The sequence below is a fragment of the Pedobacter sp. CFBP9032 genome (assembly GCF_034045265.1).
Classification (GTDB): Bacteria; Bacteroidota; Bacteroidia; order Sphingobacteriales; family Sphingobacteriaceae; genus Pedobacter.
Genome location: NZ_JAXCWE010000003.1, coordinates 38,288 through 65,049 on the forward strand (window position 1 = coordinate 38,288; position 26,762 = coordinate 65,049).

25 protein-coding genes and 3 tRNA genes are annotated in these 26,762 nt (G+C 38.4%); 12 read left to right on the forward strand and 16 right to left on the reverse strand.

Annotated features, from left to right (window positions below; genetic code table 11):
* The first annotated feature begins 180 nt into the window (after nucleotides 1–180).
* From dinB to SOM16_RS06860, 4 genes are all read left to right on the forward strand, one after another.
* Nucleotides 181–1,491, forward strand: coding sequence for a DNA polymerase IV (gene dinB / locus SOM16_RS06845; RefSeq protein ID WP_320463250.1), 1,311 nt, complete (start codon nucleotides 181–183; stop codon nucleotides 1,489–1,491).
* A gap of 133 nt (nucleotides 1,492–1,624) precedes the next feature.
* Complete coding sequence (dnaE, locus tag SOM16_RS06850; RefSeq protein WP_320463251.1) at nucleotides 1,625–4,636, forward strand: DNA polymerase III subunit alpha; 3,012 nt, start codon at nucleotides 1,625–1,627, stop codon at nucleotides 4,634–4,636.
* A gap of 76 nt (nucleotides 4,637–4,712) precedes the next feature.
* Nucleotides 4,713–5,828, forward strand: a complete 1,116-nt coding sequence (locus tag SOM16_RS06855) for a Fic family protein (RefSeq protein ID WP_320463252.1) — start codon at nucleotides 4,713–4,715, stop codon at nucleotides 5,826–5,828.
* Nucleotides 5,829–5,941: 113 nt separating this feature from the next.
* Nucleotides 5,942–6,454, forward strand: a complete 513-nt coding sequence (locus tag SOM16_RS06860; protein ID WP_320463253.1) for a YdeI/OmpD-associated family protein — start codon at nucleotides 5,942–5,944, stop codon at nucleotides 6,452–6,454.
* Between the two features lie 126 nt (nucleotides 6,455–6,580).
* Here the strand turns inward: SOM16_RS06860 and SOM16_RS06865 are convergent, their stop codons facing one another.
* From SOM16_RS06865 to SOM16_RS06900, 8 genes are all read right to left on the reverse strand, one after another.
* Entirely contained in the window at nucleotides 6,581–7,315 is a 735-nt protein-coding gene (locus tag SOM16_RS06865; protein ID WP_320463254.1) for a polyprenol monophosphomannose synthase, read from the reverse strand.
* Nucleotides 7,316–7,447: 132 nt separating this feature from the next.
* Nucleotides 7,448–8,950 carry a peptide MFS transporter gene (locus SOM16_RS06870; protein ID WP_320463255.1) on the reverse strand — a complete coding sequence of 501 codons (1,503 nt, stop codon included), beginning with the start codon at nucleotides 8,948–8,950 and terminating at the stop codon, nucleotides 7,448–7,450.
* A gap of 1 nt (nucleotide 8,951) precedes the next feature.
* Nucleotides 8,952–10,715, reverse strand: coding sequence for a peptide MFS transporter (locus tag SOM16_RS06875; RefSeq protein WP_320463256.1), 1,764 nt, complete (start codon nucleotides 10,713–10,715; stop codon nucleotides 8,952–8,954).
* A 145-nt stretch (nucleotides 10,716–10,860) separates the two neighbouring features.
* Nucleotides 10,861–11,754 carry a hypothetical protein gene (locus SOM16_RS06880; protein WP_320463257.1) on the reverse strand — a complete coding sequence of 298 codons (894 nt, stop codon included), beginning with the start codon at nucleotides 11,752–11,754 and terminating at the stop codon, nucleotides 10,861–10,863.
* Between the two features lie 3 nt (nucleotides 11,755–11,757).
* Nucleotides 11,758–12,933 (reverse strand): acetyl-CoA C-acyltransferase, encoded by a 1,176-nt coding sequence (locus SOM16_RS06885; protein ID WP_320463258.1) that lies wholly within the window; start codon nucleotides 12,931–12,933, stop codon nucleotides 11,758–11,760.
* 137 nt (nucleotides 12,934–13,070) lie between these two features.
* Nucleotides 13,071–13,238 carry an Arc family DNA binding domain-containing protein gene (locus SOM16_RS06890; protein WP_320463259.1) on the reverse strand — a complete coding sequence of 56 codons (168 nt, stop codon included), beginning with the start codon at nucleotides 13,236–13,238 and terminating at the stop codon, nucleotides 13,071–13,073.
* Nucleotides 13,239–13,240: 2 nt separating this feature from the next.
* A complete protein-coding gene (locus SOM16_RS06895) occupies nucleotides 13,241–13,762 on the reverse strand; it encodes a hypothetical protein (protein WP_320463260.1) in 522 nt (173 codons plus the stop codon).
* 1 nt (nucleotide 13,763) lies between these two features.
* On the reverse strand, nucleotides 13,764–14,621 hold the full coding sequence (locus tag SOM16_RS06900) for an SPFH domain-containing protein (RefSeq protein ID WP_320463261.1): 858 nt from the start codon (nucleotides 14,619–14,621) through the stop codon (nucleotides 13,764–13,766).
* Between the two features lie 190 nt (nucleotides 14,622–14,811).
* Here SOM16_RS06900 and SOM16_RS06905 point away from each other — a divergent pair, with 190 nt between their 5' ends.
* The 4 genes from SOM16_RS06905 to SOM16_RS06920 all read left to right on the forward strand — a co-directional run bounded on the left by SOM16_RS06905 (nucleotide 14,812) and on the right by SOM16_RS06920 (nucleotide 17,286).
* Entirely contained in the window at nucleotides 14,812–16,818 is a 2,007-nt protein-coding gene (locus SOM16_RS06905) for an HDIG domain-containing metalloprotein (RefSeq protein ID WP_320463619.1), read from the forward strand.
* An 81-nt stretch (nucleotides 16,819–16,899) separates the two neighbouring features.
* Nucleotides 16,900–16,986 (forward strand) — tRNA-Ser (locus SOM16_RS06910).
* A 98-nt stretch (nucleotides 16,987–17,084) separates the two neighbouring features.
* Nucleotides 17,085–17,158, forward strand: a tRNA-Pro gene (locus tag SOM16_RS06915).
* A gap of 54 nt (nucleotides 17,159–17,212) precedes the next feature.
* Nucleotides 17,213–17,286: transfer RNA gene (locus SOM16_RS06920), tRNA-Pro, on the forward strand.
* Nucleotides 17,287–17,671: 385 nt separating this feature from the next.
* On the opposite strand, the gene SOM16_RS06925 is transcribed toward SOM16_RS06920, so the two are convergent.
* The gene (locus SOM16_RS06925; RefSeq protein WP_320463262.1) at nucleotides 17,672–18,064 is read right to left on the reverse strand and encodes a hypothetical protein; all 393 of its coding nucleotides are present in this window, start codon (nucleotides 18,062–18,064) and stop codon (nucleotides 17,672–17,674) included.
* Between the two features lie 113 nt (nucleotides 18,065–18,177).
* The gene (locus SOM16_RS23215; protein ID WP_414692252.1) at nucleotides 18,178–18,459 is read right to left on the reverse strand and encodes a DUF2199 domain-containing protein; all 282 of its coding nucleotides are present in this window, start codon (nucleotides 18,457–18,459) and stop codon (nucleotides 18,178–18,180) included.
* Between the two features lie 182 nt (nucleotides 18,460–18,641).
* Between SOM16_RS23215 and SOM16_RS06930 the strand changes: the two genes are divergently transcribed.
* Genes SOM16_RS06930 through SOM16_RS06940 form a run of 3 tightly spaced genes read left to right on the forward strand, consistent with a single transcriptional unit; the run spans nucleotide 18,642 to nucleotide 20,175 of the window.
* Nucleotides 18,642–18,860 carry a helix-turn-helix transcriptional regulator gene (locus SOM16_RS06930; RefSeq protein WP_320463263.1) on the forward strand — a complete coding sequence of 73 codons (219 nt, stop codon included), beginning with the start codon at nucleotides 18,642–18,644 and terminating at the stop codon, nucleotides 18,858–18,860.
* Nucleotides 18,857–19,183 carry a HipA N-terminal domain-containing protein gene (locus SOM16_RS06935; protein ID WP_320463264.1) on the forward strand — a complete coding sequence of 109 codons (327 nt, stop codon included), beginning with the start codon at nucleotides 18,857–18,859 and terminating at the stop codon, nucleotides 19,181–19,183. Before SOM16_RS06930 ends, SOM16_RS06935 begins: the two co-directional genes overlap by 4 nt.
* Nucleotides 19,180–20,175 carry a HipA domain-containing protein gene (locus tag SOM16_RS06940; protein ID WP_320463265.1) on the forward strand — a complete coding sequence of 332 codons (996 nt, stop codon included), beginning with the start codon at nucleotides 19,180–19,182 and terminating at the stop codon, nucleotides 20,173–20,175. The genes SOM16_RS06935 and SOM16_RS06940 overlap by 4 nt, the downstream gene beginning before the upstream one ends.
* Before the next feature lie 581 nt (nucleotides 20,176–20,756).
* Here the strand turns inward: SOM16_RS06940 and SOM16_RS06945 are convergent.
* Complete coding sequence (locus tag SOM16_RS06945; protein ID WP_320463266.1) at nucleotides 20,757–21,686, reverse strand: AraC family transcriptional regulator; 930 nt, start codon at nucleotides 21,684–21,686, stop codon at nucleotides 20,757–20,759.
* Between the two features lie 89 nt (nucleotides 21,687–21,775).
* On the opposite strand from SOM16_RS06945, the gene SOM16_RS06950 reads away from it, so the two are divergent.
* Nucleotides 21,776–22,969, forward strand: a complete 1,194-nt coding sequence (locus SOM16_RS06950) for an FAD-dependent monooxygenase (protein WP_320463267.1) — start codon at nucleotides 21,776–21,778, stop codon at nucleotides 22,967–22,969.
* 83 nt (nucleotides 22,970–23,052) lie between these two features.
* Here SOM16_RS06950 and SOM16_RS06955 read toward each other — a convergent pair whose 3' ends face one another.
* The 5 genes from SOM16_RS06955 to SOM16_RS06975 form a co-directional block, all read right to left on the reverse strand.
* Nucleotides 23,053–23,181 carry a hypothetical protein gene (locus tag SOM16_RS06955; protein WP_320463268.1) on the reverse strand — a complete coding sequence of 43 codons (129 nt, stop codon included), beginning with the start codon at nucleotides 23,179–23,181 and terminating at the stop codon, nucleotides 23,053–23,055.
* A gap of 135 nt (nucleotides 23,182–23,316) precedes the next feature.
* The gene (locus SOM16_RS06960; protein ID WP_320463620.1) at nucleotides 23,317–23,595 is read right to left on the reverse strand and encodes an AraC family transcriptional regulator; all 279 of its coding nucleotides are present in this window, start codon (nucleotides 23,593–23,595) and stop codon (nucleotides 23,317–23,319) included.
* A gap of 33 nt (nucleotides 23,596–23,628) precedes the next feature.
* Nucleotides 23,629–24,225 carry a hypothetical protein gene (locus SOM16_RS06965; protein ID WP_320463269.1) on the reverse strand — a complete coding sequence of 199 codons (597 nt, stop codon included), beginning with the start codon at nucleotides 24,223–24,225 and terminating at the stop codon, nucleotides 23,629–23,631.
* Between the two features lie 205 nt (nucleotides 24,226–24,430).
* On the reverse strand, nucleotides 24,431–25,408 hold the full coding sequence (locus tag SOM16_RS06970) for an NADP-dependent oxidoreductase (protein ID WP_320463270.1): 978 nt from the start codon (nucleotides 25,406–25,408) through the stop codon (nucleotides 24,431–24,433).
* A 410-nt stretch (nucleotides 25,409–25,818) separates the two neighbouring features.
* Complete coding sequence (locus tag SOM16_RS06975) at nucleotides 25,819–26,727, reverse strand: helix-turn-helix transcriptional regulator (RefSeq protein WP_320463271.1); 909 nt, start codon at nucleotides 26,725–26,727, stop codon at nucleotides 25,819–25,821.
* Nucleotides 26,728–26,762: the final 35 nt, after the last annotated feature.

The following is a 26,762-nucleotide window of genomic DNA, read 5'->3' on the forward strand; positions in this document are numbered from 1 at the left end:
TTGTGCAGCGACTTTAATATAATACCGCTGACTCATTCTATCTATGGAATATACTAAATATCATTTAAACTAAAAATGTTAGTATTTTGTTAGTAATTCAAATCGTTTATAAGTTATTTAAACTAAATATATTAGTAATTTTGTTTGAGATGGTATTGTAAAATTTAAACTGATGAGGAGATGACGGACAAGGATAAACAGATTATTCATATGGATCAGGATGCTTTTTTTGTATCGGTAGAATTGAAAAAGAATCCAAAGCTGATTGGAAAGCCTGTTATTGTAGGAGGCAGTACTGACCGGGGAGTGGTTACCTCTTGCAGTTATGAAGCACGGAAGTTTGGTGTACATGCAGCGATGCCAGGCAGAATGGCTAAGCAGCTTTGTCCGCAGGCAATTTTTGTACGGGGAAATATGGATGATTATTCAAGGGCTTCTCATGAGATTACGGAGATTATTTCTGAGCGTGTTCCCTTGTTTGAAAAGGCTAGTATTGATGAACATTATATTGATATGACGGGGATGGATAAATTTTTTGGCTGTATGAAGTTTGCTTCCGAACTCCGGCAGACCATTATCAGGGAAACCGGCTTGCCCATTTCCTTTGGTTTATCTGTAAACAAAACCGTCTCCAAAATTGTAACCAATGAATGTAAGCCAAACGGAGAAATGGAACTTCCTTTTCCCGATGTGAGGCCTTTCCTGAATCCTTTGGCCGTTCATAAGATACCTGGAATTGGTGATGCCACGCATAAAAAACTAAGTGAAATGGGGGTACGGAAAGTGCAGACATTAGCCGAGATCCCTCAAGAACTGATGTTTAAAATTCTTGGTCAGCATGGTTTAGGAATCTGGCAAAAAGCCAATGGAATCGATCTTTCTCCAGTGGTGCCCTATCGCGAGAGAAAATCGATCGGTACACAAACAACCTTCGAAAGCGACAGTATGGATATTTCAAAAATGAAAGCCATACTAAGTGGAATGGTCACCAATTTAACTTATGATCTTCGGAGCCAGCAAAAACTAACCTCCTGTATTACGGTAACCATTCGGTATTCAAATTTTGAAACGGTAACTCAACAAGCCCGGATTCCTTATACCGCACTAGATTCTCTGCTCATTAATAAAGCACATGATTTGTTCAAAAAGCTTTATTCGAAACGGATGTTGTTGCGCCTGATTGGCGTTCGACTCTCTCATCTGGTAAGTGGCTTTGAACAGATTGGTTTATATCACACCTCTGAAGAAGAATATGATTTGTATCAGGCAATGGATAAAGTCCGCAACCATTATGGCCTCGAGTCTGTGGTGAAAGCCTGCATTGTAAAGCGGCCAGAACGGGATGAACACGGAAAAGTTATCAAGTATAATCCCCGAAAAAAGCATTTGGAAAAGCAAGAGGAAGACCAGTCCGTAGAAGAACGCAAAAAATCCAGGATCAGAACCTTCATTAACTCCGATCTGGGTACAGCAACGAAACTGGATGGGTAGTGGTTGGGGAATGGGAAATAGGAAATAGGGAATAGGAAGTAGGAAGTAGGAAATGGAGAATAGGAAACGGATAAAGGAAAATGGGAAATAGGGAAGGAATAAATATTAACGATTAACGAAAACCACCAACAACATGTTCCTTAACGTACATTCCGCTTACAGCCTGAAATATGGAACGATGGATATCCCAACGATCGTTTCAAATGCACGTGCGTTAGGCATTCATCAAATGGTATTAACTGATATCAATAATTCTACTGGAGCAATTGAGTTTATCAGGGAATGTTTTAAACAGGGAATTGCCAAAGAACCAGATGAAATACAAGCAGGTAATATACCCTATTATTTAAAACCCATTGCAGGGATCGAGTTTCGGAAAGATGGCCAGCTTTTATATTTCGGTATCGCAAAAAGCAAAGAAGGGATGCGTGAACTGAATGAGTTTCTCAGTATCCACAATATTGAGGATCAGGCATTGCCAAATGATGCACCTGCTTTTGAAAACGTTTTTATCATTTACCCCTTCATTAAAAACTTTAACCGCAAGCTTAAACCAAATGAATTTGTTGGCATTAAAAGCAGTCAGCTAAATTTTCTATATAAACATCCGTTACTTCATCAAAAGGATAAACTGGTGATTTGGCATCCGGTTACGGTGGGCAGTCGCGTTGAGCATCGGTTACACGAATACCTGAGGGCTATCGAAATAAATACGCTGTTGAGTATGGTACCTGACGATTGCAAATGTAACCTGGACGAAGTTCTAATTTCTGAAGAAGTACTTAAATCCAAATTCGAGACCTTTCCTTTTATCATCGAAAATACGCAGAAACTAATGGATGCCTGCGATCTGAGCGTTTACTTTGAGCCGCAGGTAAAATCTAAAAACAGATTTGCCTATACTAAAAACGGGGAAGAATTTGATAGGATATTGCTCAGGCGCATTGCATATAAAGGTTTAGCCTATCGTTATGGAAATGATAATCCGGTGGCCAGGGCAAGATTAGAAAAGGAACTTAAAATTATTGAGTTTAAAAATTACTGTGCTTACTTTTTAATTACTTTCGATATTGTTCGCTATGCGATGGGCAGGTGCAATTTTTACCATGTAGGTAGGGGCTCGGGCGCCAATAGCATTGTCGCTTATTGCCTGCGAATTACCGATGTAGATCCTATAGATCTTGATTTATATTTTGAACGGTTCTTACATGAAAAGCGCACCAGTCCGCCAGATTTCGATATTGATTTTGCCTGGGATGAGCGGGAGACGATCCAAAGATACATTTTTAAGAAATATCCTAAATGGCATGTTGCCTTTTTAGGCACGATGAGTACGTTTAAAGACCGGGCAATTATTCGGGAAATTGGAAAGGTGCTGGGATTGCCGAAAGAAGAAATTGATAGCTTTACTGATCCCACTAAAGAACGCGAAAATCAGCAAAATGCCACTTACCGAAAAGTAGTGGCTGTTCATCAGCATATGAGAAATATGCCTAATCAGCGCTCAATTCATGCAGGTGGGATTTTGATTTCTGATGAACCAATTACCTATTACACCGCTCTGGATTTGCCGCCAAAAGGCTTTGTAACGGTGCAGTGGGATATGTATGAGGCAGAAGCCATTGGTTATGAGAAGTTTGATGTGTTAAGCCAGCGGGGAATTGGACACATCCGCGAGGCTGTTCAGCTCATCAGGCAAAACCAAAATAAGGAGATTGATATACATGATTTCAAGAATTTTAAGAATGACCCAAAATTAAATGCCATTCTTCGTGAAGGACAACCCGTAGGCTGTTTTTATATTGAATCGCCTGCCATGCGGCAACTGCTCAAAAAACTTAAATGCGAAGATTATTTAACACTGGTGGCTGCCAGTTCAATTATTCGGCCCGGTGTGGCAAGTTCAGGCATGATGAAATCTTTTATTGAGCGTTATCATGCTCCGGATAAGGTGGTTTACTTGTGCAAGGAGATGGAAGAACAACTGAAAGAAACCTATGGCGTAATGGTTTACCAGGAAGATGTGATTAAAGTTTGCCATTATTTTGCTGGTCTGGACCTGGCTGATGCCGACGTATTGCGAAAGGCCATGAGTGGTAAGTATCGTTCAAAGCTTGCTTTTGAAGAACTGGTAAATAAATTTTTCCACTCTGCCAGGCTTCAGGGGCATTCAAAAGAGTTGATTACAGAAGTTTGGCGGCAGATTTCTTCATTCGCAGGTTATAGTTTTTCAAAGGCACACTCCGCATCATTTGCCGTAGAAAGTTATCAGAGTTTGTACCTTAAAACTTATTATCCGAAAGAATTTATGGTGGCTGTTTTAAATAATTATGGTGGCTTTTACAGCCGCTGGGTTTACGTTCATGAGCTCCAGAAAACGGGTGCAAAAGTACACTTGCCTTGCGTAAACCACAGTGATGAAGTGGTGAATATTAAAGGAAATGAGGCTTACCTGGGCTTTGTTGGTGTGCAAGGTTTGGAACATAAATTTATCGCCCAGATTCCTCTTGAACGTAGAAGAAATGGTCCTTTTAAAGATTTAGAGCAGTTTGTAAAGCGAACGAATATCACATTGGAGCAGGCTATTTTATTAATTAGACTTGGTGCTTTAAGGTTTACCGGAAAGGATAAAAAAACACTGCTCTGGGAGATTTACAATTACCTCGGCTACAAGCAAAAAAGAATTGATGCTGCAGAATTATTCAGCCTGGAAAGTAAAGAATATAGCTTGCCGAAATTAGAAAATTCAGCGCTTGAAGATGCCTATGTGGAACTGGAGCTGCTGGGTTATCCCTTAAATTTTAACATGTTCGATTTCCTGAAAACCAGTTATCGCGGGGATGTGATGGCTGCTGAATTGAATCAAAATATTGGGAAAACGGTCCGCATAGTGGGCAACTATGTGTGCGAAAAAACGGTGCGAACCATCAAAAACACCAAAATGTGGTTCGGTACTTTTCTGGATGCAAATGGTGATTTTTTCGATACTACCCATTTCCCGAATACTACACCAGTATATCCATTTAAAGGTAAGGGTTGCTATTTAATTTTAGGTAAAATAGTGGAAGATTTTGGTTGCCCCAGCATAGAGGTTATCAAGTTTGCTAAGCTGGATATTCACATCAATCCGGTCGCTGGAGATTAACTGATGAGCCGAATATACGAATTAATCGGCTCAAAAAATTGGATTTTATGAGCCGATTAATTCGTATATTCGGCTCATGAGTTATAATTGGGAGTTGCCAGACTGGCCAAATTTCACTTTTTCAGTCGCAAATGTCGAAGTGAAGCTTTATGAGTTTGCGCAGGAAACCGGTGCATTTAACGCACTAATTAATACGTTACCTGAAGAAATCAAAAGTCAAATTACATTGGAACTCATTCTTTTTGAAGCGATTAATACATCTGCTATAGAAGGGGAATTCTTAAGTAGGAAAGACGTAATGTCGTCTATAAAAAATAATCTTGGCATAAATAAAACGATTGAAGTTGTAAAGGATAAAAGGGCGTCTGGTATTGCTGATTTAATGATAGAAGTGAGGAAAACTTTTAATCAGGATTTAGATGAAAAGACCTTGCATCATTGGCATAAATTGCTGTTCGGTGAAAGCCGCTACATCAATGTTGCAGAATGGCGAAAAGGTGATGAAGCCATGCAGATTGTTTCCGGCGGAATGGGCAGGGAGAAAATCCATTTTGAAGCACCACCATCAACGGTGATTCAAAGGGAAATGGATCACTTTTTTAAATGGTTAATTAATACAAGACCTAATCAGCAGGCGGAAATTAAAGATCCTGTAATCAGGGCAGGAATTGCACATTTATATTTCGAAAGTATCCATCCATATGAAGATGGAAACGGCCGTATTGGAAGAGCTATCGCAGAACAGGTGCTATCCCAAACATTGGGACGACCGGTTATGCTTAGTCTTTCCAATACCATTGAACGCAATAAAGATGCTTATTACCAGGCACTCAAAATTGCACAGAAAAGCAATGAGATTTCTGGCTGGCTGGAATACTTTGTAGATATCGCACTGAATGCACAGTTACAAGCTAAACAAATGATCGACTTTACTTTAAAAAAAGTCAAGCTGTTTGATGTTGTCAAAGAAAAAGTTAATGAACGTCAAGTTAAAGTTTTACAAAAAATGTTTAGTGCCGGGTTAGCTGGCTTTCAGGGAGATATGACAGCCAAAAAATACATCTCCATTACCAGGGCCTCCAAGGCAACCGCTACCCGCGATTTACAGGAATTAGAAAAGCTTGGCGTCCTGGCATCTTACGGCGGAGGCCGGAGTGTACATTATAAGATTAGCGATACTTTTGATATTTGAGTTATCTTTAGCGGCTGATCGCCATACCAGAAAACTGGCATTTGAAAAGAGCAGGTAAGCGCTGAGATCGGACTAAGGAAAAGCAAAGCTTTAGATCACAAAACATTATTCTTATGATACATTTTAAAGCAGAAATAGAAAAATTCGAACAAATGGGTGAAAAAACAGGCTGGAGTTACGTTTTTATTCCGGCTGCCATTGCTGATAAAATTAAGCCAGATTGTAAAGTATCTTTCAGGGTTAAAGGGAAGCTTGATGACTTGGAAATTGCCGGAATAGCTACTGTGCCAATGGGGGAGGGAGATTTTATTATTGCCATCAATGCTACACTCCGCAAAAAAATAAGAAAGGAAGCCGGTGCTAAAATAGAATTATGGCTAGAAGAGGATAAGGATTTTAAAATTGAAATGCCTGCAGATCTGGAAGTATGCCTGGCTGAAGATGAAATACTACTTACTCGTTTCCTCCAACAACCTAAATCCCATCAAAATTATTTCATTAAATGGATTAACGATGCTAAAACAGAAAAGACACGCACCAAAAGATTAATAATGACCGTTGATGCCATGGAAAAGCTACAGGATTATGGCGCGATGATTCGAGGGGGAAGGAGTTTGGAGTCGTGAGTCACTAGTCTTAAGTCTTCAGTCTTGAGTCTTGAGTATTGGATGCAGCGTTTGGCTTTTATGCATTTGAAAAGCTAACCTTCTAACCCATACTAACCTACTTCTAACCCACTACTATTACCCGTACTAGCCTTTCCTCTTATAATCCCTAAACCAGCTGCTTACTTTCATTTGAATAACACCCAAAAAAGCCTCGCGGAAAATTCGGGTACTCATTTTAGATGTTCCTTCTGTTCTGTCAGTGAAAATAATGGGCACTTCGACCACGTTAAAGCCAAACTTAATGGCTGTAAATTTCATTTCAATCTGAAAGGCATAACCTACAAAGCGAATTTTTTCTAAGGGAATAGTGTCGAGTACAATTCTACGGTAGCATTTAAAACCGGCAGTTGCATCCTGGATATTAATCCTGGTAATAAAACGAACATACATCGAGGCAAAATACGACATCAGCACCCTTCCCATCGGCCAGTTGACTACATTTACGCCTTTCACATATCTTGAACCAATGGCTACATCTGCACCATTTACACAAGCATCACGTAAGCGGGCCAGATCATCAGGATTGTGAGAGAAATCAGCATCCATTTCAAAAATAAATTGATAGTCTTTTTGCAGTGCCCAATTAAATCCATAGATATAAGCTGTACCCAAGCCCTGTTTTCCTGCACGTTCTACAATAAAAAGATGGCCATCATATTCAGCCTGTAATGATTTAACAATATCTGCTGTACCATCCGGTGAGCCATCATCAATAATCAGTACATGAAAAGGTTGATTTAATGAAAATACCTTTCGGATTATCCGCTCAATATTCTCCTTTTCATTATAAGTTGGAATGATTACTAAACTGTCTGACACGTTTGTTCGTTTTATATAAAATGCATTTTGAGCTAAAAATGATCTTAGCTTTAGAGGGCGAAAGTAAATATTATAAATTAAAAAAACCGTATCAACCCTGTTGATACGGTTTAAAATGTATTAAAATGTTTTTTATCTCACTTCTTGCATCAGTTTCTTAATTAACTGAGAGAATAGAATTAAAAATATCCCCGCAATTAAAGAATAGAGGGCAAGGGATTTATAACCTTCTGTATAAGATGTTAATTTGGCCATTAGGGATGCATTTTCGATATTCGACATTTCCGCACCTAACTTCCCGGCCGCCAGCTGTCCGAAGGCACTAAAAAGGAACCACATTCCCATCATCATCCCGAACATTCTTTTTGGCGATAATTTGGTAATGATCGACATTCCGATTGGACCGATGCATAATTCGCCCAGCGTAAGCAGCAAGTAACCTAGTGTAAAAATATTTAAAGAACTAATGCCTTCATCATTAGCGAAAAACCTAGTGGCATAGAAAACATAGAAACTCACCGCTAATAGAACAAAGCCCAATCCAAATTTTACCACCGTATTGGGTTCAATTTTACGTTTGTACATCCCAATCCATAATAAGCCTATCAACGGACTAAATACAATTACGAAAAATGAGTTTACACTGTTGTTTACTACATTCGGATCAATAGAAAAGAATAATAAGTTATGGTCTAAGTTATCTTTTGCAAACAAAGAAAGTGAACCTCCGCTTTGTTCAGAAATTGCCATGAAAATGAAATAGCAAAGAATGAAAATAAAAGCAGCAAGCAATTTATAGCGTGCTTTAACTTCTTTAATACTGAACATTTCATAAAAAAAGTAAATCAGTGCCACTACACCCAGCGTATACATAAAGTAGTCGGTATAAGCTGTGTTTCTCACCATGATAAAAATCAATGGGATACATAACAGCGAACCGATATAAACCACTATTTCGTAAATGGTGCGTTTTGATTTTTGTAAATGCAGGAGCGGAGAACTACCAATTGGCCCCAAGTACTTTTTAGTAAAGATGAAAGTACCTAGTCCGAAAGCCATTACCAGGGCTGCAGAAAGGAAACATAAATTCCAGGAAACATATTTGCCCAGGTAGATACACATGGCACCACCCAGCAAACCACCAACATTAATTCCGGCGTAAAACAATCCATAACCAGCATCTCTTCTATTGTCCTTCTCATGATAAAGTTCGCCTACCATCGATGAGATATTGGGTTTGAAAAAACCGGTACCAATGATGGATAGTGTAATACCTACATAAAACAAATCATGCGGTGAAAAGGCCAGGATCAGGTTTCCTACAATCATCAGTGAGCCGCCCCAAAAAAGCGATTTTCTAAAGCCTAAAACCTTATCAGCAAAGATGCCACCGATAAAGGTAAAGGCATAAACAAAAGCCTGGATGGCACCATATTGGAGGTTAGATTTTTGATCAGTTAATCCCAATTGATCAACCATAAAAAATGCCAGTACACCACGCATACCATAGAAACAGAAACGTTCCCACATTTCTACCAGTGATAAATACCAGAGTTGTTTTGGATACTTGCCTTCGAAATTTTGAATCGCTTCTAATGTTTCAATAGAAGGCGTTTTTTCAGTTATAATCTGCATTTTATTTAACCCCGTGCATTAGTTTTTTAATTATTGGTGTAAGCAACATAATAAAGATACCCAAACTTACAGGAATAAGAGTAAAGATGAGGAAGAAGGTAGACATGGAGTACTGTGCTGTAATTTTATCAATCATACCGCCCATGGTACCAGCAATTTTATTTCCGATAGCCAGTGCTAAATACCAGATACCGAACATAATTCCGATCATACGACCCGGAACCAGTTTACTCAGATAGGATAGGCCGATAGGAGAGATAAATAATTCGGCCATGGTATGGAAAAAATAAGCTAAAATAAGCCAGATCATACTTACCGATGCCACTTTAGCACCTGCAGGTATGGAACTTGAACCATAAGCCAGTGCCGCAAAGCCAATACCCAATAATATCATGCCTATGCCGTTTTTAACGGTTGCGGTTGGACTATATTTACTTTCCCAAAGTTTAGATACAATAGGTGCACATGAGATAATAAATAGTGAATTTAAAATACCAAACCAAGTGGCAGGAACCTCAGTTTTAACCGAGCTGTATTGGTTTTTTAGCATATATATTACCATACACCATATTATAGCAAAACCAACTGCCAAAATGATATTGCCTAATGCAAACCTCGAGAATGTTTGCCTGAATAACTTAAATAATACGTAAGAAATGATGGTTAGCGGAATAATCGTAATTAAAGTGTTGGCAACGTTAAAAATAATCTTTGAATTTCCTTCCAGTATTCTGGCTGTATAATCTTTAGCGAAAATGGTCATGGAACCACCAGCCTGCTCAAATGAGGCCCAGAAGAAAATGGCCACAAAGGCAAGCACAATAACCACAATCATTTTATCTCTGAGTTGTGGCGTATATTGAACGATTCTCTTAATTAAAACAAAAATAAATAAGCTTAAAGCTAAAATAATGGCGAAGTTATCACCGGATAGCCCACCTAAAGAAAAGTTAAAAACGGTATAGCCAGACACTTTAGAATAAGGGTCATTAATAATCCAAACGAGGCCTATAACGGCAATAAATACAATTAATACAATATCAATAATAGAAAATGGATTTCTTTTAGCTTCAGCCGGATGCTCATCTTCGTCTACGCTATCTTCATTTTTAACTGGTTTTAAACCAATAGAGCCAAATATATTTTTGGTAAAATAGAACTGTAACATGCCTACAAACATGAAAATACCTGCAAGACCAAAGCCATAACTCCAGCCTATTTTTTCACCAATGTAACCACATAAGAGCATTCCTAAAAAGGAGCCGCAATTTACACCCATGTAGAATATCGTGTAAGCGCCATCTTTTTTCTCAGGATGTTTTTTATACATGTGAGATAGGATGGAGGTCATATTTGGTTTGAAAAATCCATTACCTAATACTAAAAGGCATAAGCCCAGATACATAAAAATTGGATTGAACTCAAAAGCCATCGAAAGATGGCCCAATGTCATTAAAAATGCACCGATAATAACTGCCCAGCGATAACCTAAAAATCTGTCGGCAATATATCCTCCTAAAATAGGCGTAAGGTAAGCAAGTGAAGTGTATGAACCATAAATAGCTAAAGCGTGTTCGCGAGGCCAACCCCAACCAGGGTTATCACCCAAAATAGATGAAGTTAGAAATAAAACGAGCAGGGCTCGCATCCCATAGTACGAAAATCTTTCCCACATCTCCGTAAAGAAAAGTACGAATAAACCTGCCGGATGCCCCAATACTTTGCTGCTAAAGAAATCGTCTTTGGTTTCAATTGATGTTTGCATAAAACATTTATTGGTTTTAGTTTATGAATTCAGAATTTGTGTGTTGTTTAAGCTAGTTTGCAAGGCGCAATATAGTCAGCGGAGGGCAAACTCACAAATATTTAACTTAGTGGAAAGGTAATGAAGAGGTTAAGATTTTTTGAAATTAGAACTTTCGAATGGGTTTTACATTTTTCTTTGGATCGGCATATAACTCGTCCATTGCACTGGGATCATTATTTAGTTCTAAGCCTTCCTGCAGTTTTAATCGCCCATTAATAATCTTAAATCCATCGAAGGTGCCATCAGATCCATAAAACTCATACTTGCCTGCCATTTCAGGATCGAAAGGCGCTAAGTGGTCAAAAACAATCATACCCGCCTTTTGATCAACTTTAAGCGTCATTGCATTTGATTTGGTATATTCGAAAATCACCCTGTTTTTTCCCTTCAGTTCCTTACCATCGAAAACAGAGGCCCCGAAATTTACTTGCTCCTTATTAAACGAAAGGATGTCTATCACTTTTTTCGTAGTGTTTTGAGTATTTCCTTTCCAGCCCAATAAGACGTAATAAGGTAGGCGGTTGCCACTGGTTACGGGAACAATTTCATAATAACGGGCGCCAAACCATATCTGGTTGCTGGTAATGGCATTAGCATCTGTAATATTATCTGTTTGATCAATTAAAGGATAAAGTTTTAGCGGACCATTGCCGGTATTCATCTGGATGGTACCAAAATACCGGTAAGTGCCATTTTCCTGCTGCACATACCAACTTAAAATTCTGAATGCTTTATCTGGTGATTTGATCACTGAAACATTTTTCAGAGAATCGAACGGATAAGCGAAAGAGTTAGGCGTTTTTAAAGCTTCTACTAAGGTTTTAACAAAACGGCCGTTAACTTCTGCTTTCCTGGCATCGGTTTCGCCTGCTATGGTAGCCATAGAAATTTTAATTAGCGAATCCTGAAAAACGTTTAAATTGTTTGTGCTTTGCTGCGCCCTGGTGTTGAGCCGCAACAAAGCAAAAATAAAAAGAATATAATATTTTATTTTCATCTATTAAAGTTTCTCAATAACCAGTGCACTGGCTCCGCCGCCACCATTACAAATGCCTGCAACGCCAATTTTACCATTATTTTGGGCGAGCACTGAAAGTAAAGTAACTACAATTCTGGCGCCCGATGCGCCAAGTGGGTGGCCTAAAGATACTGCACCTCCATTTACGTTTACCTGATCCTCTTTTAGATTTAGTTTTTGATTATTTGCGATAGAAACAACCGAAAAAGCCTCATTAATTTCAAAGTAATCCACGTCTTCAATAGCTATATTTGCTTTTTGTAAAGCTAAAGGAATTGCTTTCGATGGGGCAGTAGTGAACCATTCCGGAGCTTGTTGTGCATCTGCAAAGCCTAAGATTTTAGCCAATGGTTTTATGCCTAATGCTTTAGCCTGGTCTGCACTCATCAATACTAGTGCAGCTGCGCCATCATTTAATGTAGACGCATTTGCAGCCGTAACGGTTCCATCTTTTTTAAATACGGGTTTCAACGATGGGATTTTATCAAATTTTACCGCTGTAGGTTCATCGTCTGTATCTATAAATGTAACCTCACCCTTCCGGTCTTTCACTTCAAGGGCAATAATCTCACCGGAAAACTTGCCATTAGTTTGTGCATTTTGCGCTCTTTTATAGGATTCGATAGCAAAATTATCCTGCTCTTCGCGACTGATATTGCATTCGCTTGCGCAAAGTTCTGCGGCCGAGCCCATGTGGTAATCATTGTAAACATCCCAAAGGCCATCTTTAACCAGGCCATCTGTAATTTGTCCATGTCCGAGGCGATAACCATTTCTGGCCTTATCCAGGTAGAAAGGTACATTACTCATGCTTTCCATTCCACCAGCAACAATGATATCCTGATCGCCATTTGCGATACTTTGTGCGGCTAACATAATGGCTTTGGTGCCCGAAGCACAAACTTTATTAATGGTAGTGGCTGGTAAATCTGGTAAGCCCGCCAACTTTGCAGCCTGGGTGGCGGGTGCCTGTCCTAAATTAGCAGACAATACATTACCCATATATACTTCCTGGATTTGTTCCGGAGTTAGACCAGCTTTTTCTATTGCAGCCTTTATGGCAAAGCCGCCTAACTGTGTAGCAGAAAATTGAGCTAACGAGCCGCCGAAACTGCCAATAGGGGTTCTTACAGCTGATACAATTACAACTTCTTTCATGAATTAAAATTTTTATGAACTCTTGGTTAGACCGCTAAGTTATGCATTTTTTAAAATGCTGGTAAGGAATAAACATTCATTTTAACAGGATTTAAATGTTTAGATCTTTTGTGGTCTGGCGTTCAACTATCTTCTAGCTATTCCTCTTTAGTTTTACCCTTTTTTCTTGATTTGAGTGCCTGATTCAATAGGAACTCAATCTGTCCGTTAGTACTTCTGAACTCATCACCCGCCCAGGTTTCTACTTCCTTCAATAACGCAGGACTGATCCGTAATACAAAAGCTTTTTTATCTTTCTCCGCCATTTCTACTGTATTGCCTGTATATTATACTTTATTTTAATATTGATGAGGAATGCCTCCACCTCCTCAATCTTGTTGGTGCTGAAGAGCAACTTTTTGCCATTCTTAAATTCGAGTTGCAGACCTCGGTTACCATCATTTAAGAGATAAGCCTTATCGTTCACTTTAAACCAGAGCCGGCTTTTTACCCCATAGCCACCATATTCGGAGAAAGCATCATATTTTCTTAAGTATGCCTTTTCCACGTTTTCCCAGTTTTGTGTTTTATATTTAAACTGCAATGGGAAATACCGGTAAGTTAAGCCGTGTTGATCCATCTTTAGGGTAAGCGTACTTTTTTCGATCAGGTAAATAATCAGGAAGGGTGAGAGTAATGCTAAGATAGGTGCAAAGTACATGCCTTTGAGCTCCTCCAGGGAAAGACCGTCTTTACTAAGAAAGATAATGGCCAGCCCCGGAATAATACTTACCCCGGTGATGAGGTATAACCACCAGATTTTTAATCCTTGCTTTTCCTCGAATTCCATATTAATTATACAATGTTCCGGTATTGACTACGGGCTGCACATGTCTGTCGCCACAAAGCACTACCAGGAGGTTACTTACCATCGCTGCTTTACGTTCTTCATCAAGTTCTACAATTCCTTTTTCCGATAATTTCTCCAGTGCCATTTCTACCATACCAACCGCACCTTCAACAATTAGTTTCCGTGCTGCAATTACTGCTGTGGCTTGCTGGCGTTGTAACATGGCGCTGGCAATTTCCGGCGCATAGGCCAGGTGAGAAATACGTGCCTCCAAAACATCAATACCTGCCCTGGAAAGCCTTTCGTTCAATTCTTTTTCTAAAATTTCACTTACCTGTTCTGCACCATCTTTTAGCGTGATACTTGATTCTTCCCCTTCAGAATGATCATATGGAAAAATATTGGCTAAATGCCTGACTGCAGCTTCGCTTTGGATATTTACATACTGCATGTAGTTTTCTACAGCGAATACCGCTTTAGCCGTTTCATTTACTTTCCATACTACAACGGCAGCAATCTCAATCGGGTTGCCTAATTTGTCGTTTACTTTTAGTTGTTGTCCGTTCAGGTTATTGGCCTTTAAAGAAAGTCTTCTTTTGGTGGTAAGGGGATTTACCCAGAAGAAACCATCAGCCTTAACCGTTCCGATATATTTTCCAAATAAGGTTAATACCATTGATTGGTTGGGGTTGATAATGAGAAAACCCGGGAAAACCAGGAACAAATCAACCGCTAGTATGATGGCTCCCCAGATAAATATTTCTGAAACAAAACAGAAAATAGATCCGGCTAATAATAATAGCGATAGTGTAAATGTTAAATACCCGGATGGCGGGCTAATAATTTTTTCCTGATACATAATTGATATTGATTTGATATCATAAAGTAAATTATAAAATCTGGCAATCGCAAACAAAATCAGCAAAATGTATATTAGATAAAAATGTTATTTTTGACAATACAATAATCTACTCGTTTTGGCTAAAATCAAGAAAAATTCACACAAAATCTTTTACCGTAAATATTCATCTAACCTGAAATATGTAATGATGGTATTTACAGTTTTCGTTATTACGCTGTTCCTACCAAAACAACCCCGGTTTAGATACGAGTTTGAAAAGGGAAAAGTATGGATGAATAAGGATTTGATCTCTCCGTTTAGCTTTGCTATTTTGAAAACTAATCCACAGGTAAATACCGATAAAAAAAATGCACTTAAAGATGTGTTGCCAGTTTATCAGTACGATTCGTCAATCAGCAGCAATGCACTCGAAGCTTATATCAATGAGTTCGATATTAAGTGGAAATCCAAGCAGTTGGATGAAAAGGATAAACTGAAGTTTAAAACGGAATCTTACCGACTACTCGGTAATATATATCAGCGTGGGATTATCGGCTTAAATGCCAAGCAACAAACAAATGGTAAACATTATGATTTTTCCTTAATGGAAAATAATGTTGCCAACCAGAAAAACACCCAGGATGTTTTTACTACGGAGACTGCGTTGCTTCATTTCAAAGCTAATTTTAAATCGCCAAACCAGGTAATGGTCGATCTGATTGTTAACCTGGCGGAAGATCACATTACCCCTAATATTATCTTTGACGAGCGGTTAACGCAGATTATTCAGCAAAATACGGTGGATAATATTTCTACAACCAAAGGGATGGTGCAAAAGGGAGAGTTGATTGTAGCGAAGAATGATGTAATTGATGATGAAATTTATCAGAAACTAGAATCTTACAAAGCTACCTATGATGCGCAAACCAAGACTATTGGGAGCAAGGCTTTAGTATACCTAGGCCAGATCGTGCTGGTGAGTTTTATGCTCACGATATTGATGTCGTTTTTATTTCTCTTTAGGAAAGATATCTTTTCAGATAACCGCCAGTTGTCTCTAATCCTGATTGTGACGACAGGCATGTTGCTGGCGCTTACCTGGGCAATCAAGATCGAAATTCCAAGTTTGTATTATATTCCATTTTGTGTCGTCCCGATTATCATCAGGATCTTGTTTGATACCAGGCTGGCGCTCTATCTCCATTTACTGGTTATTTTAATTGCTGGCTTCTTTGTGGCAAATAGTTTTGAATTTGTTTTCTACCAGGTTACGGCGGGCATGGTGGCTATATTTAGCATCAAAAACTTTGTGAAACGGGAGCGGTTCCTGGTTTCTGCGTTGTTTATCCTGATGGCTTATTTTGTATCGTTTGTAGGTATCGCTTTGCTGCGGGAAGGTTCTTTCCGTGAAATTGAGTGGGGAAATTTTATTCCGTTTGTGTTTAGTGTACTGCTCTCACTACTTGCTTATCCTTTAATTTATTTGTTTGAACGTATTTTTGGTATCACTTCTGATGTGGCGCTGATTGAGCTGACCAATACCAATAATAAGTTACTTCGAGAGTTGGCCTTTAAGGCGCCTGGTACTTTCCAACACTCTTTACAGGTGGCTAACCTGGCAGAAGCTGCGATATTTAAAATTGGCGGTAATTCTGTACTGGTGAGGGCAGGAGCACTTTATCATGATATTGGAAAGGTTGATAACCCGCAATACTTTATAGAGAACCAAAATACGGCTGTTAGTCCGCACGATAAATTACCATATGAACAAAGTGCGCAGATTATTATTCAGCATGTGCATAAGGGCATTGAAATTCTCCGGAAAAATTTAATCCCGGAAGCGATCATTGATTTCATCAGAACGCATCATGGAAATACGCGGGTAGATTATTTTTATCAGTCGTTTTTAAAAAATTCTCCTGAAAAATTTGTGGATGAAAACATTTTCCGCTACCCCGGACCGATCCCTTTTAGTAAGGAAACTGGGGTGTTGATGTTAGCAGATTCTGTCGAAGCGGCCTCAAGAAGTCTGAAAAATCCAGATGCGCAGAGCATAAATGACATCGTTGAAAGGATTATTAACTACAAATTGGAACAAAATCAATTAGATAACTGCGATTTAACATTAAAAGATATTGAAACTATCAAATTGATATTCAAGACGATGCTAATGAGTATCTATCATGTGCGCATAGATTATCAACAAGTTTTATAATTTTCTTTTGTAGAATAACATGTTTTACTATATTTGCAGACCTCAAAACAAGGTCGGTAGGACAAATTTAGAGGTTGAAAAGGAGAGGTGCCTGAGTGGCCGAAAGGAACAGTTTGCTAAACTGTCGTACTGGTAACGGTACCGCGGGTTCGAATCCCGCCCTCTCCGCTCAAAAAAAAAAGTAATAAAAAAGATGAATATGTCATTTTAAAATCGTTACTTTGCAGCCCTTAGAAATAAGGAAATAAAAAAGAAGATACCAAGTTCGGGATGTAGCGTAGCCCGGTATCGCGCCTGCTTTGGGAGCAGGAGGTCGTAGGTTCGAATCCTGCCATCCCGACAAAAGTTCAATCCACTTTTAAAAAGGATTAAAAAAAGGTGATACCAAAAAGTTCGGGATGTAGCGTAGCCCGGTATCGCGCCTGCTTTGGGAGCAGGAGGTCGTAGGTTCGAATCCTGCCATCCCGACGATTAGACTTCTAAAAGTCATCAAAACCCCTTAATTCGTATGATTTAAGGGGTTTTTTGCTTTATTTCAATCCAGTTTAGGATCAAGCGGAAAAAAAGTTGGGGCTATAATTTTTAAGCACAGATTTAGATAGCTTGAAAAGAAAGAATTTGATATCTCTAACACCTTTTGAAGTAGCGCTGAATGCCTTTACTTTGGCATTGAAACTCTGCCGATGCATTTGTGCTCCTGTCGATGAAGAAGTTCAGGATCGACAGGTGATCCAATGAAACCTATTCTGTTACCCATTTTTATTTTTTTATGTTTGGTCACTGAAAGCCGATAGGGAAATGCTAGGTGTTAAGCTGGCTTAGCTAATAATGTATCCGTTAGCTATTTATAGTTTTACTCCATCCATCCTTCGTGAAAAGTGATTTCGCTATTCGCTATTTTATATGGTAGAAAGTATAAGTTATTAAACTTTTTATATTTGAACTTTGCAATGATGGTATCCAGTTTTTCACTTTCAGCATTTCGTCTTGATATGCTATCGTACAACACTGCATAGCCTTTAATCTCGTTTTTGGCAAATTTTTCTTCCAAAATAGACTGTAATAGTTTGACCAATTCATTACTCAACGGAAAATCATCGCCAAAGAACGATATGAGTTGCTGAGGTTTATCGTCACCGTCGATATAAACACCTATAGGATAAAACTCCCCTTGCTCTTTCAAAACGTACTCAACAACAGTAAAGCCGAAGTTCAGTAATTGCTCAACTGTATCTTCAGTGGTCACCTTTTACTCGCTGGTTAGTTCAATCATTCTGGCAATTCTTTCCTCAGCTTCTTTTTTGCTTATTCCGCTATAGTAATCTTTCACAAAAGGATAGTCAAAATCCTGATGGGGAACTATCTCTGTCTAGAATTCCCTTTTTTTGTATACACTGTTGTAGGTACTGCTGTTGTTTCCGCATAATTTGATATGTCATTGCTGAGCCAGCCGAAGTAAGATACTTCATGATTTTCGTTATCATAATTGTCCTTATAGTCCTTGAAACTTTTTTCGCTTAATGAAACCCATAATCCATATTCTAAGTTTTCACAATGGTCATTTACCGTTTGGGTTAAAGTACATCGAATAAATAAATCGGTTGTATCTTGACCCTCAATCTCGCACTTGGTTAGTCTGATATTGAAAGGGAGTAGCCATTAATACAATTCGAGATGTTCAGTTGAATCAAATCATATTATAGTATGATTTTACCGTCAACAACTAGGCTATTTGGATCTTTTTCCTTAAAAATCTTATTGTAATGTGATTTTTGTTGTTTTGAAGCAAAGAGTTTTTTAATTTTAATAAAAATCATACTATAATGGGAAAAACGGTTGGGGATCTTTTATTAGAGCGGCGTAAGGAACTGAAAATGACACAGCCTTACTTAGCCGAACTTGCTGGTGTTAGTATCAATACGCTTTATAAGATTGAACGCAATGAAGGAAACCCAACTTTAGAAGTTTTAAGGCGTATCGGACTCATTTTGGGCTTAGAGGTGACCTTCAAACTGGCGGAATTAAACGAAGGTAATCTATGAGAAAGGCGGGTGTATTTTTGAATAACAGATTGGCAGGGTATTTATCTGAATACAATAGGAATGATTATGTTTTCAGGTATGAGGATGAATACTTTATCGATGGTGTACTGCCTGCAATCAGCTTAACTCTGCCGAAGGAGAAACAGGAGTTTAGAAGCAGTTTTCTATTCCCTTTTTTCTATAATATGCTCTCAGAAGGGGTAAACAAGAAAATGCAGACCAGGCAGTTTCAGCTTGATGAAAACGACGCATTTGGACTGCTTTTGAAAACAGCTGGGGAGGATACAATTGGTGCAGTTACCGTTAAAGAAATTATAGAATGAAGATCATAAATGATCCTGGAACGCTCGCCGAAGGTTTTGATACTTATAGCCCGCTTGCCAGACGCAGGCTCTTCGGTGGAAGAGAGGTAAGTCACGTTCTGCCTTACGCTGCCCCCGGTAAAGACGATAGGGATGCAGAGATTTTTCTGGAAAATCGTAAGCGGATTTCTATTTCAGGGGTACAGGAAAAACTCTCGGTGCTCCGCTTTGGTAAGGAGCTCAGGTTGACCAGGCAGGGTGAACAGGGAACATATATCTTAAAGCCAATTCCCAGGGACATTAAAATGCCTGAACAGGTGCCTGCGAATGAGCATTTGACCATGCAGATTGCAAAACAGGTCTATGGTATTGCCACCGCGGAGAACGCCCTTGTTTTCTTCAAAGGTGGTGAGCCGGCATACATTACCCTGCGGTTTGATGTAAGGCCGGATGGAACTAAATGGCGAATGGAGGATTTTGCAAGCCTTGCGGGAAAGGTGGGTAATGATGGAAATGCTGATTATAAGTATGACTATAATTATGAATCTTTAGCCGCGCTTATCCGTCAATTCGTTCCGGCATGGCGAGTAGAGATCGAAAAGTTCTTCCGGTTAGTAGTATTCAATTATCTTTTCTCCAACGGCGATGCCCATCTCAAGAATTTTTCGATTATTGAGACCCGTCAGGGTGATTTCATCTTGAGTCCTGCTTACGATCTGCTGAATACCAAAATCCATGTCAACGATTCGGATTTTGGCCTCAATGGCGGCCTGTTTGCTGACGGTTACAAATCAGCCTATCAAATGACACAAGGCCATGTGGCTGGGTCCGACTTTATTGAATTTGGAAGACGGATCGGTATTCAGGAAAAGCGTATTGAGAAATTACTAGCTCCTTTCAGGGAACGCAGTGAGCTAGTAGAAAGCCTGACTGATCGTTCTTTCCTTGAGAGCAGCCAGAAAAAAACGTATCTTTTTGATTATAATCGCAAGCGAAAGCTTTTGAACAAGTAAAAACAATTTAAGTGTATCCCGTTTTCCTAACCATTAAACAAACCATATAAGATGGATACTTATGGTGAAAGTCTCCTTTCAGCTGTCATCTTTGATATGGGGCATAAAATCCCTCAATAGTTCCCAAATTTACAGACCTGGATGGGATGCCTACGTTACTTTCGCTACCATACCGAAGTCTCTAGCTGACGCTGCAGTCTTTTTTTTAAGAATTCATTTCTATGTGAATTGTGGCCACAAAAACAGATTTTTGGCTAATTATCGAGATAAAAATTAAACAAAAATCTAGGGTGAAAAGCAGTAAAAAAAAGGTTTTCCAAATCGTAACCATAAAAAATATAATGCTTAAAGTCTTTCATATACAAGTGATTAGGAATGTGTTTCGCTTCCTGCCATCCCGACGATTAGCCCTCTAAAAGTCATCAAAACCCCCTAATTCGTATGATTTAAGAGGTTTTTGCTTTATTTCAATCCAATTTATTCAGACTACATCGAGGAAAAATCAATCGAGAGCATTTCACAGATGTTGGGGCATTCCGGTATCCGAACGACAAGATCTTTAAACCAACATTTACTGTTAGTTATTTATATTTCATGGAATACTTTTTTGGGTTAAGACCAACATGCTTTTTAAAAGCCCTACCGAAATAACTCATATTTGTATAGTTCAAACTGTACCCTACCTCGGATATTGACATCTTTTCATCTCTAATCAGCCTAGCTGCCTCTCTTATGCGTAGAGACTGATGATAATTATGTATTGTAGTTCCGAATACCTGTTTGAACAACCTTTGCATTTTTGATTCACTTATAAGAAAATACTTGGTGAGCTGATGTATACTAGGACTTGATTTGAGATCGGCAGAAATTTTTTCCCGGATCTGATAAATAGTTTTTACATCCGTTTTATTAATAGGATAAGTAGGAATATTACCCCTTTTTAAAAATAAGGCTAAAAAAAGGAAAATAAGTTCCTCTGCCATAACTCTGTAATGGAATGAAGCCAATTCAACTAATGGTCTGACATCACATAATAAAATTGCCTTACTTTGGATTTCGCTGGATATGATCTCTTCATATACAAAAGGTCTGTCACCTATAATAATGCTATTTAGCGGGTTGCCTTTGTCTTTGATATTTAAAAGATCGTTTAGAAGGCTTGAATGTATAGTTATGATTAAATTACTGGTAAATGAATTTGCCGGAGTAAAGATTTCAAGATCCATGTCAATTGAACTTACTATTACAGCAGGCGACTTTCTAAAGTTGCGAAAAGTGAAAGTGACATAATTTTCTCCCTCGGGTACATAATCCTTTGGCCTACTTAGTACAGTGTCATTTTTTAACTCATATTCAGAAATCATAATCTGCATTAACGAGCCAAGAACTATTCTCCGAATATTTCCAGTACCTATTTCTTCTTTCAATAAAAAATTTTGTCCATAACAATCATTTTCGGTTGGAACGGCAAGCAATTCAATTCTATTTAATAACTTTTCATCGCTATTCATGTATTGTTTAGGACTATTAATTAACGTAATATAGGTATTTTATACTTTTTCATGTAGCTAATTTTGTCGTTCAGAATTTATAAAAATATATGAATAAGAAAAAAGTATTGATTACCGGGGCAAGCATTGCTGGCAATACGGTAGCATTTTGGCTTTCACGTCAAAATTTTGATGTTACAGTTGTAGAGCGTGCTGAAAGTTTCCGTACTGGTGGACAGAACGTTGATATTCGTGGTGCTGGCCGAATAGTGTTACAAAGAATGGGACTCGAAAAGAAAGCAATTGAATTGACCACAGGAGAGCTTGGAACAGATTGGGTTGATGAAAAGGATAATGTTATTGCCAGATTTGCTGTGGACGATATCGGTGACGGTCCAACAGCAGAATTAGAAATCATGAGAGGCGACATTTCAGAAATCATCTTCGAGGAATCTAGAAAATATGCGAAATATCGTTTTGGAGAGCATATTATCGCAGTTAGTCAACATGCCGATGGTTCTTCAGTAACGTTTAATAACCACCAAAGCGAATACTATGATATTATTGTAGTTGCTGAAGGTGTTGGATCTTCCACGCGAAATCTATTATTTACTAATGAATATAGAATGCGCTACATGGATTTAACTATTGCTTACTTTGCAATACCTGGCAAAGAAAGCGATGGTAAGTTTTCACGTCAATACAATACTGTAGGTGGAAGAGGAGCGACATTAAAGCCAGGCAGTGATGGGAAATTAAGAGTCTATATGGGCATCCACAAGGTTTCAGAAAGTGAACAGAAATGGAGCGTTGAAAAACAAAAAGAATTCTTGAAAGAAAAATTTGCTAAAGACGGGTGGGAATTCCCACGTATTTTAACAGAACTTGACGGCATAGATGATTTTTATTTTGACGTTATGAGACAAGTTAAAATGGATAAATGGTCAAAGAAAAATTTGGTTCTTGCTGGCGATGCTGCATGGTGTGCAACCCCTTTATCTGGCATTGGAACAACGCTGGCAATTGTTGGAGGATATGTACTCGCAGGAGAAATAGCCAAAAATGATGATCCTGAAAAAGCTTTTCAAGCTTACGAGCAAATAATGCGCCCATTCGTTGATGAAGGTCAAGGGCTACCAAAAATTGTACCTCGTCTACTTTGGCCACATAGCCGCATGGGATTGTTGTTTTTGCGTTTTGTAATGCGAATAGCTGGAACGAAGCCAGTGAGAAAGGTTTTTTCAAAATTATACCTTCGAAATTCAGAAAAAATTGAATTACCATTATATAAGCTAGAAATATAGAAATGTAATCAAAGAGCGCTGGCAGAGTATTATGGGAAGTATAGAAAGAAATCCGATGCCGAAATGGCCGTTGTTTGCAAGCCTTAGATCAACCTGAATACATTCCAATCTATTTGGGGTAAGCGTGGTGCGCCTTTTGCCATCAGGATAGCTGATTTATCATTAACAGTGACTGGTGGAAAACTCATCAGGATATTACTTATGTCGTCCATGATTTTTGTATAGTTTAGTCAGATGATGAAACGCATCTCGACAAAAAAGAAATAAGTAAGGCAGAGCTTTTAAATCTTGATACAACAGTCTCAATGTTGACGTTCATGAAAAAACATAAAAATTTACAAACCAGTTTAATTAAAAGATCTTCTGAACGCTACTGGTGAACGCTTTGTTTTATTTTTAAATAGTTTACTAAATGATTGAACATGTTCGAAGCCTAACCCATATGCAATTTCACTGATAGTCATGTTAGTGGTTGATAATTTCTCCTTTGCCTTTTCAATGAGCTTATCATGAATATGTTGCTGAGCATTCTGTCCGGTTAAAATTTTTAGCGTACTACTTAGATATTTTGGAGATCTATTAACTACCCCTGCGAGATATTCGACAGAGGGTAGTCCCTTTGAAATTAAATTATGATCATCGAAATAACTTGATAGGCACTATTCTACCTGCTCTAGTATTAAATGATTTGCTTTTTCCCGTGTAATGAATTGACGATTATAAAAACGATTTCCATAATTAAGCAATGTCTCAATTTGTGAGATAATTATTAATTTACTGTATTTATCAATATTAGAATGGTATTCGCTGTTAATATTTTTAATGATTTCCTCAATTTGCATCTCCTCCTTTTCCGATAAAAATAGATTTTCGTGTAAAGAATAATCCCAATAGTCGTATTGCTTAATTGATTTGGCCAATGGCGTATTCCATATGAAATCTGGATGAATATAAATCACCCATCCAGATTTTTCAATTTTTTGATTTTTGTCATTCACTCCAATACTAAATACCTGATTAGGGGCCATGAAAGACATTGTGCCTTCATTAAAATCGAATGGATATTGTCCGTATTTGACCGTGACGTTTTTCATTTTCTTTACAGAAATCGAAAAGAAATCAAATATCATATTGATAGGTTCGTCATCGTAAGAATGTGAAATTGTCCCAACATCTAGGATGCTGATCAGGGGATGTAGCGGTTTAGGAAGATTTAGATATTGATGAAACTCACTTATTGTTTTAAAATGCTTCATGTGCTTTTATTGCGCTTAAAAATAGTCCTCATCACTTACCTTTTACCAAACAGAACAGTCGTTTCTTCGTCGACTTCATAAACAGCAATATAGCGCATTGGTTTTTATCGTACAGCGCTTATTGAATTTTCCCTTGTGATTGAATTCAGGTGGTCTGGATAGGTTTGAATGATGTACAAGCTTATAATCTCTTGCGTTAGTAAACTTATTTAGATAAAAGTTCTTCTTTTCGTATTTCCAATACGAGTTTTCCGCGAACATGCCAGCTCTCACTTTCCAGATGTGCTTGTGCAACATGTGTTAACGGAAATACTTTGTTAATGTAGGTGTTCACCTGTTTGCTGTCGATCAAATTGGCTATCTGAGTTAACCAATCCTGGCGTGGTTGGTTTGGTGACAATTCTGCTGTTAATTTTCTTTCACGAATTTCATTCAAGAATTCATCATCAAAGGCATAGTCTGTATTTACACTTACAAATATTCCATTATCTTTCAGCGTGTTCAAAGATTTTATTCTTTCTTTATTGTTTCGAATAGGTGAGGCTTCCAAGAAAAGATCCGCATGGCGTACTAAGTCCTGAAATTTTTGAGTGGTGTAATCAATCACCTCATCTGCACCAAGGTCTAACAGGTATTGAAGATTAGCAGTGGAGGCAATTCCGATTACGTATGCACCTTTCGCCTTCGCAAGCTGGACAGCAAAACCACCAACACCACCTGATGCGCCTTGAACAACTACACATTGTCCGGATTGTAATTTTCCATATTCAAATAATCCGGTCCATGCGGTGAGCGCTGCCAATGGTACACTTGCAGACTCATTATAATTAAGGCTTTTAGGTTTGAACGCAAATTGTGATGCCTTTGCAACACAGTATTCGGCGTAACTTCCATTACCAGGAAAGTTAGGTATGCCGTAAACTTCATCTCCTTTTTTTAACGAAGTGACCTCGCTTCCAGTTGATTCTACAATTCCTGCAGCGTCCCAACCTAAAGTTAAAGGCACAGTTAAGTAAGTTCTTAAATGCTCATCAACCCCGTTACGAATCACCCAATCTACAGGGTTTACACCGCTGGCATATATTTTTACTAATATTTCGTCAGGCGCGGGTACCGGGCATGCTATTTCTTCTATTTTGAGCACTTCAGGTCCACCAAATTCATTAATTATTACTGCTTTCATATGTTTCTTTTTGTATAAGACAAAAATGGCAATATGCTATTGAAGTAATTTAGCCATACTTCGTTCTTCGTTAGCCAAAATGCTGGTTTACAATGTTAATTTTCTTCTTTTTAGGTTGAGTGGTACAGCTGATGGGGGGAATTTCAGCAAAAAGAAAATGCGCAGTTAAACTCCATGAATGCAATTGTTTTTTGGTTATAGCTTCGTTTTTGAGACATGTTTTCTCTTTGCCGTAATTGGAGCATATAAACCGAAAGCTGAAAGAAAAATATAGAGTAGTGGATGGATCTTCGTTTTGTGAGACTGTAACTAAAAAAGAGATTCTAGTCCTATTGAAAATCCATCGTTTTTGGATAGCAAATTAGCATAGATTATAGTAAGTAGATATTTGATTGTAAATTGATTTCTGCTTAATTCATTGATAAATTTAGATTCCTATACTCATTCGGTGTCATACCTGTTTTTTGCTTAAAGATCCTGGTAAAATGCTGCTGATATTTAAAGCCGAGATCGCTAGCAATTTCATTGAAGGTTTTTGAGCGATCGAAAATATACGTTTTTGCCTGGTCTATCATTTTTGTCTGAATGTAATCCAGTGCGGTACTGCCGGTTTCCTTCTTGATCAGATCGCCAAAATAGTTCGGGGAAAGGTGCAACTGATCTGCACAATAGGCCACACTTGGCAGACCTAAAACCGAAGCCTTGCCAGAGTGGAAATAATCGATCAACAAGTTTTCGAAGCGAACTAAGATATCCTTGTTTGCATGGCTACGGGTGATGAACTGGCGATCATAGAAGCGCATACAATAGTTCAGGAACAGTTCGATGTTCGATACAATCAGTGTCTTGCTGTGCTTATCAATATTCTGTTCTATTTCTGCAGAAATCTTGTCCAGGGACTCCATTATCGTCATTTTCTCCTTTTTAGAGAGGTGAAGTGCCTCATTAACTTCATAAGAAAAAAAGCTATAGTCTCCTATGGTCTTCCCAAGATGTGTTCCCTTTAGCAGATCAGGATGAAATACCAGCCCATAACCTGACGGAATCACTGCTTCGCCATTGCTGTCTATTCCGTAGACCTGTCCGGGTTGAACAAATACCATGGTCCCATCCTCATAATCATAGGTTTGGCAGCCATAGGTCATGTTTCCACATTTAATATTCTTGAAAAATATGGCATAGATACCCATGTAATGCCGATAGTGGATAATGGTAGGCGTTTCATTGAAATTAACCACACTAACTAAGGGATGCAGTGTGTCTACCCCTACATAATCATTATACTGGCGGACAGTGTCCAATCTTTTTACCTCTTCCATAACATTGTTTACAGATCAAATTTAGCGAAAATGAA

Bases quoted from the DNA above. Each gene is read 5' to 3' on its own strand.
- dinB (WP_320463250.1), top strand. From the start codon at position 181: ATGACGGACAAGGATAAACAGATTATTCATATGGATCAGGATGCTTTT.
- dnaE (WP_320463251.1), top strand. From the start codon at position 1,625: ATGTTCCTTAACGTACATTCCGCTTACAGCCTGAAATATGGAACGATG.
- SOM16_RS06855 (WP_320463252.1), top strand. From the start codon at position 4,713: ATGAGTTATAATTGGGAGTTGCCAGACTGGCCAAATTTCACTTTTTCA.
- SOM16_RS06860 (WP_320463253.1), top strand. From the start codon at position 5,942: ATGATACATTTTAAAGCAGAAATAGAAAAATTCGAACAAATGGGTGAA.
- SOM16_RS06870 (WP_320463255.1), bottom strand. From the start codon at position 8,950: ATGCAGATTATAACTGAAAAAACGCCTTCTATTGAAACATTAGAAGCG.
- SOM16_RS06875 (WP_320463256.1), bottom strand. From the start codon at position 10,715: ATGCAAACATCAATTGAAACCAAAGACGATTTCTTTAGCAGCAAAGTA.
- SOM16_RS06880 (WP_320463257.1), bottom strand. From the start codon at position 11,754: ATGAAAATAAAATATTATATTCTTTTTATTTTTGCTTTGTTGCGGCTC.
- SOM16_RS06885 (WP_320463258.1), bottom strand. From the start codon at position 12,933: ATGAAAGAAGTTGTAATTGTATCAGCTGTAAGAACCCCTATTGGCAGT.
- SOM16_RS06890 (WP_320463259.1), bottom strand. From the start codon at position 13,238: ATGGCGGAGAAAGATAAAAAAGCTTTTGTATTACGGATCAGTCCTGCG.
- SOM16_RS06895 (WP_320463260.1), bottom strand. From the start codon at position 13,762: ATGGAATTCGAGGAAAAGCAAGGATTAAAAATCTGGTGGTTATACCTC.
- SOM16_RS06900 (WP_320463261.1), bottom strand. From the start codon at position 14,621: ATGTATCAGGAAAAAATTATTAGCCCGCCATCCGGGTATTTAACATTT.
- SOM16_RS06905 (WP_320463619.1), top strand. From the start codon at position 14,812: ATGGTATTTACAGTTTTCGTTATTACGCTGTTCCTACCAAAACAACCC.
- SOM16_RS06930 (WP_320463263.1), top strand. From the start codon at position 18,642: ATGGGAAAAACGGTTGGGGATCTTTTATTAGAGCGGCGTAAGGAACTG.
- SOM16_RS06935 (WP_320463264.1), top strand. From the start codon at position 18,857: ATGAGAAAGGCGGGTGTATTTTTGAATAACAGATTGGCAGGGTATTTA.
- SOM16_RS06940 (WP_320463265.1), top strand. From the start codon at position 19,180: ATGAAGATCATAAATGATCCTGGAACGCTCGCCGAAGGTTTTGATACT.
- SOM16_RS06945 (WP_320463266.1), bottom strand. From the start codon at position 21,686: ATGAATAGCGATGAAAAGTTATTAAATAGAATTGAATTGCTTGCCGTT.
- SOM16_RS06950 (WP_320463267.1), top strand. From the start codon at position 21,776: ATGAATAAGAAAAAAGTATTGATTACCGGGGCAAGCATTGCTGGCAAT.
- SOM16_RS06955 (WP_320463268.1), bottom strand. From the start codon at position 23,181: ATGGACGACATAAGTAATATCCTGATGAGTTTTCCACCAGTCACTGTT.
- SOM16_RS06965 (WP_320463269.1), bottom strand. From the start codon at position 24,225: ATGAAGCATTTTAAAACAATAAGTGAGTTTCATCAATATCTAAATCTT.
- SOM16_RS06970 (WP_320463270.1), bottom strand. From the start codon at position 25,408: ATGAAAGCAGTAATAATTAATGAATTTGGTGGACCTGAAGTGCTCAAA.
- SOM16_RS06975 (WP_320463271.1), bottom strand. From the start codon at position 26,727: ATGGAAGAGGTAAAAAGATTGGACACTGTCCGCCAGTATAATGATTAT.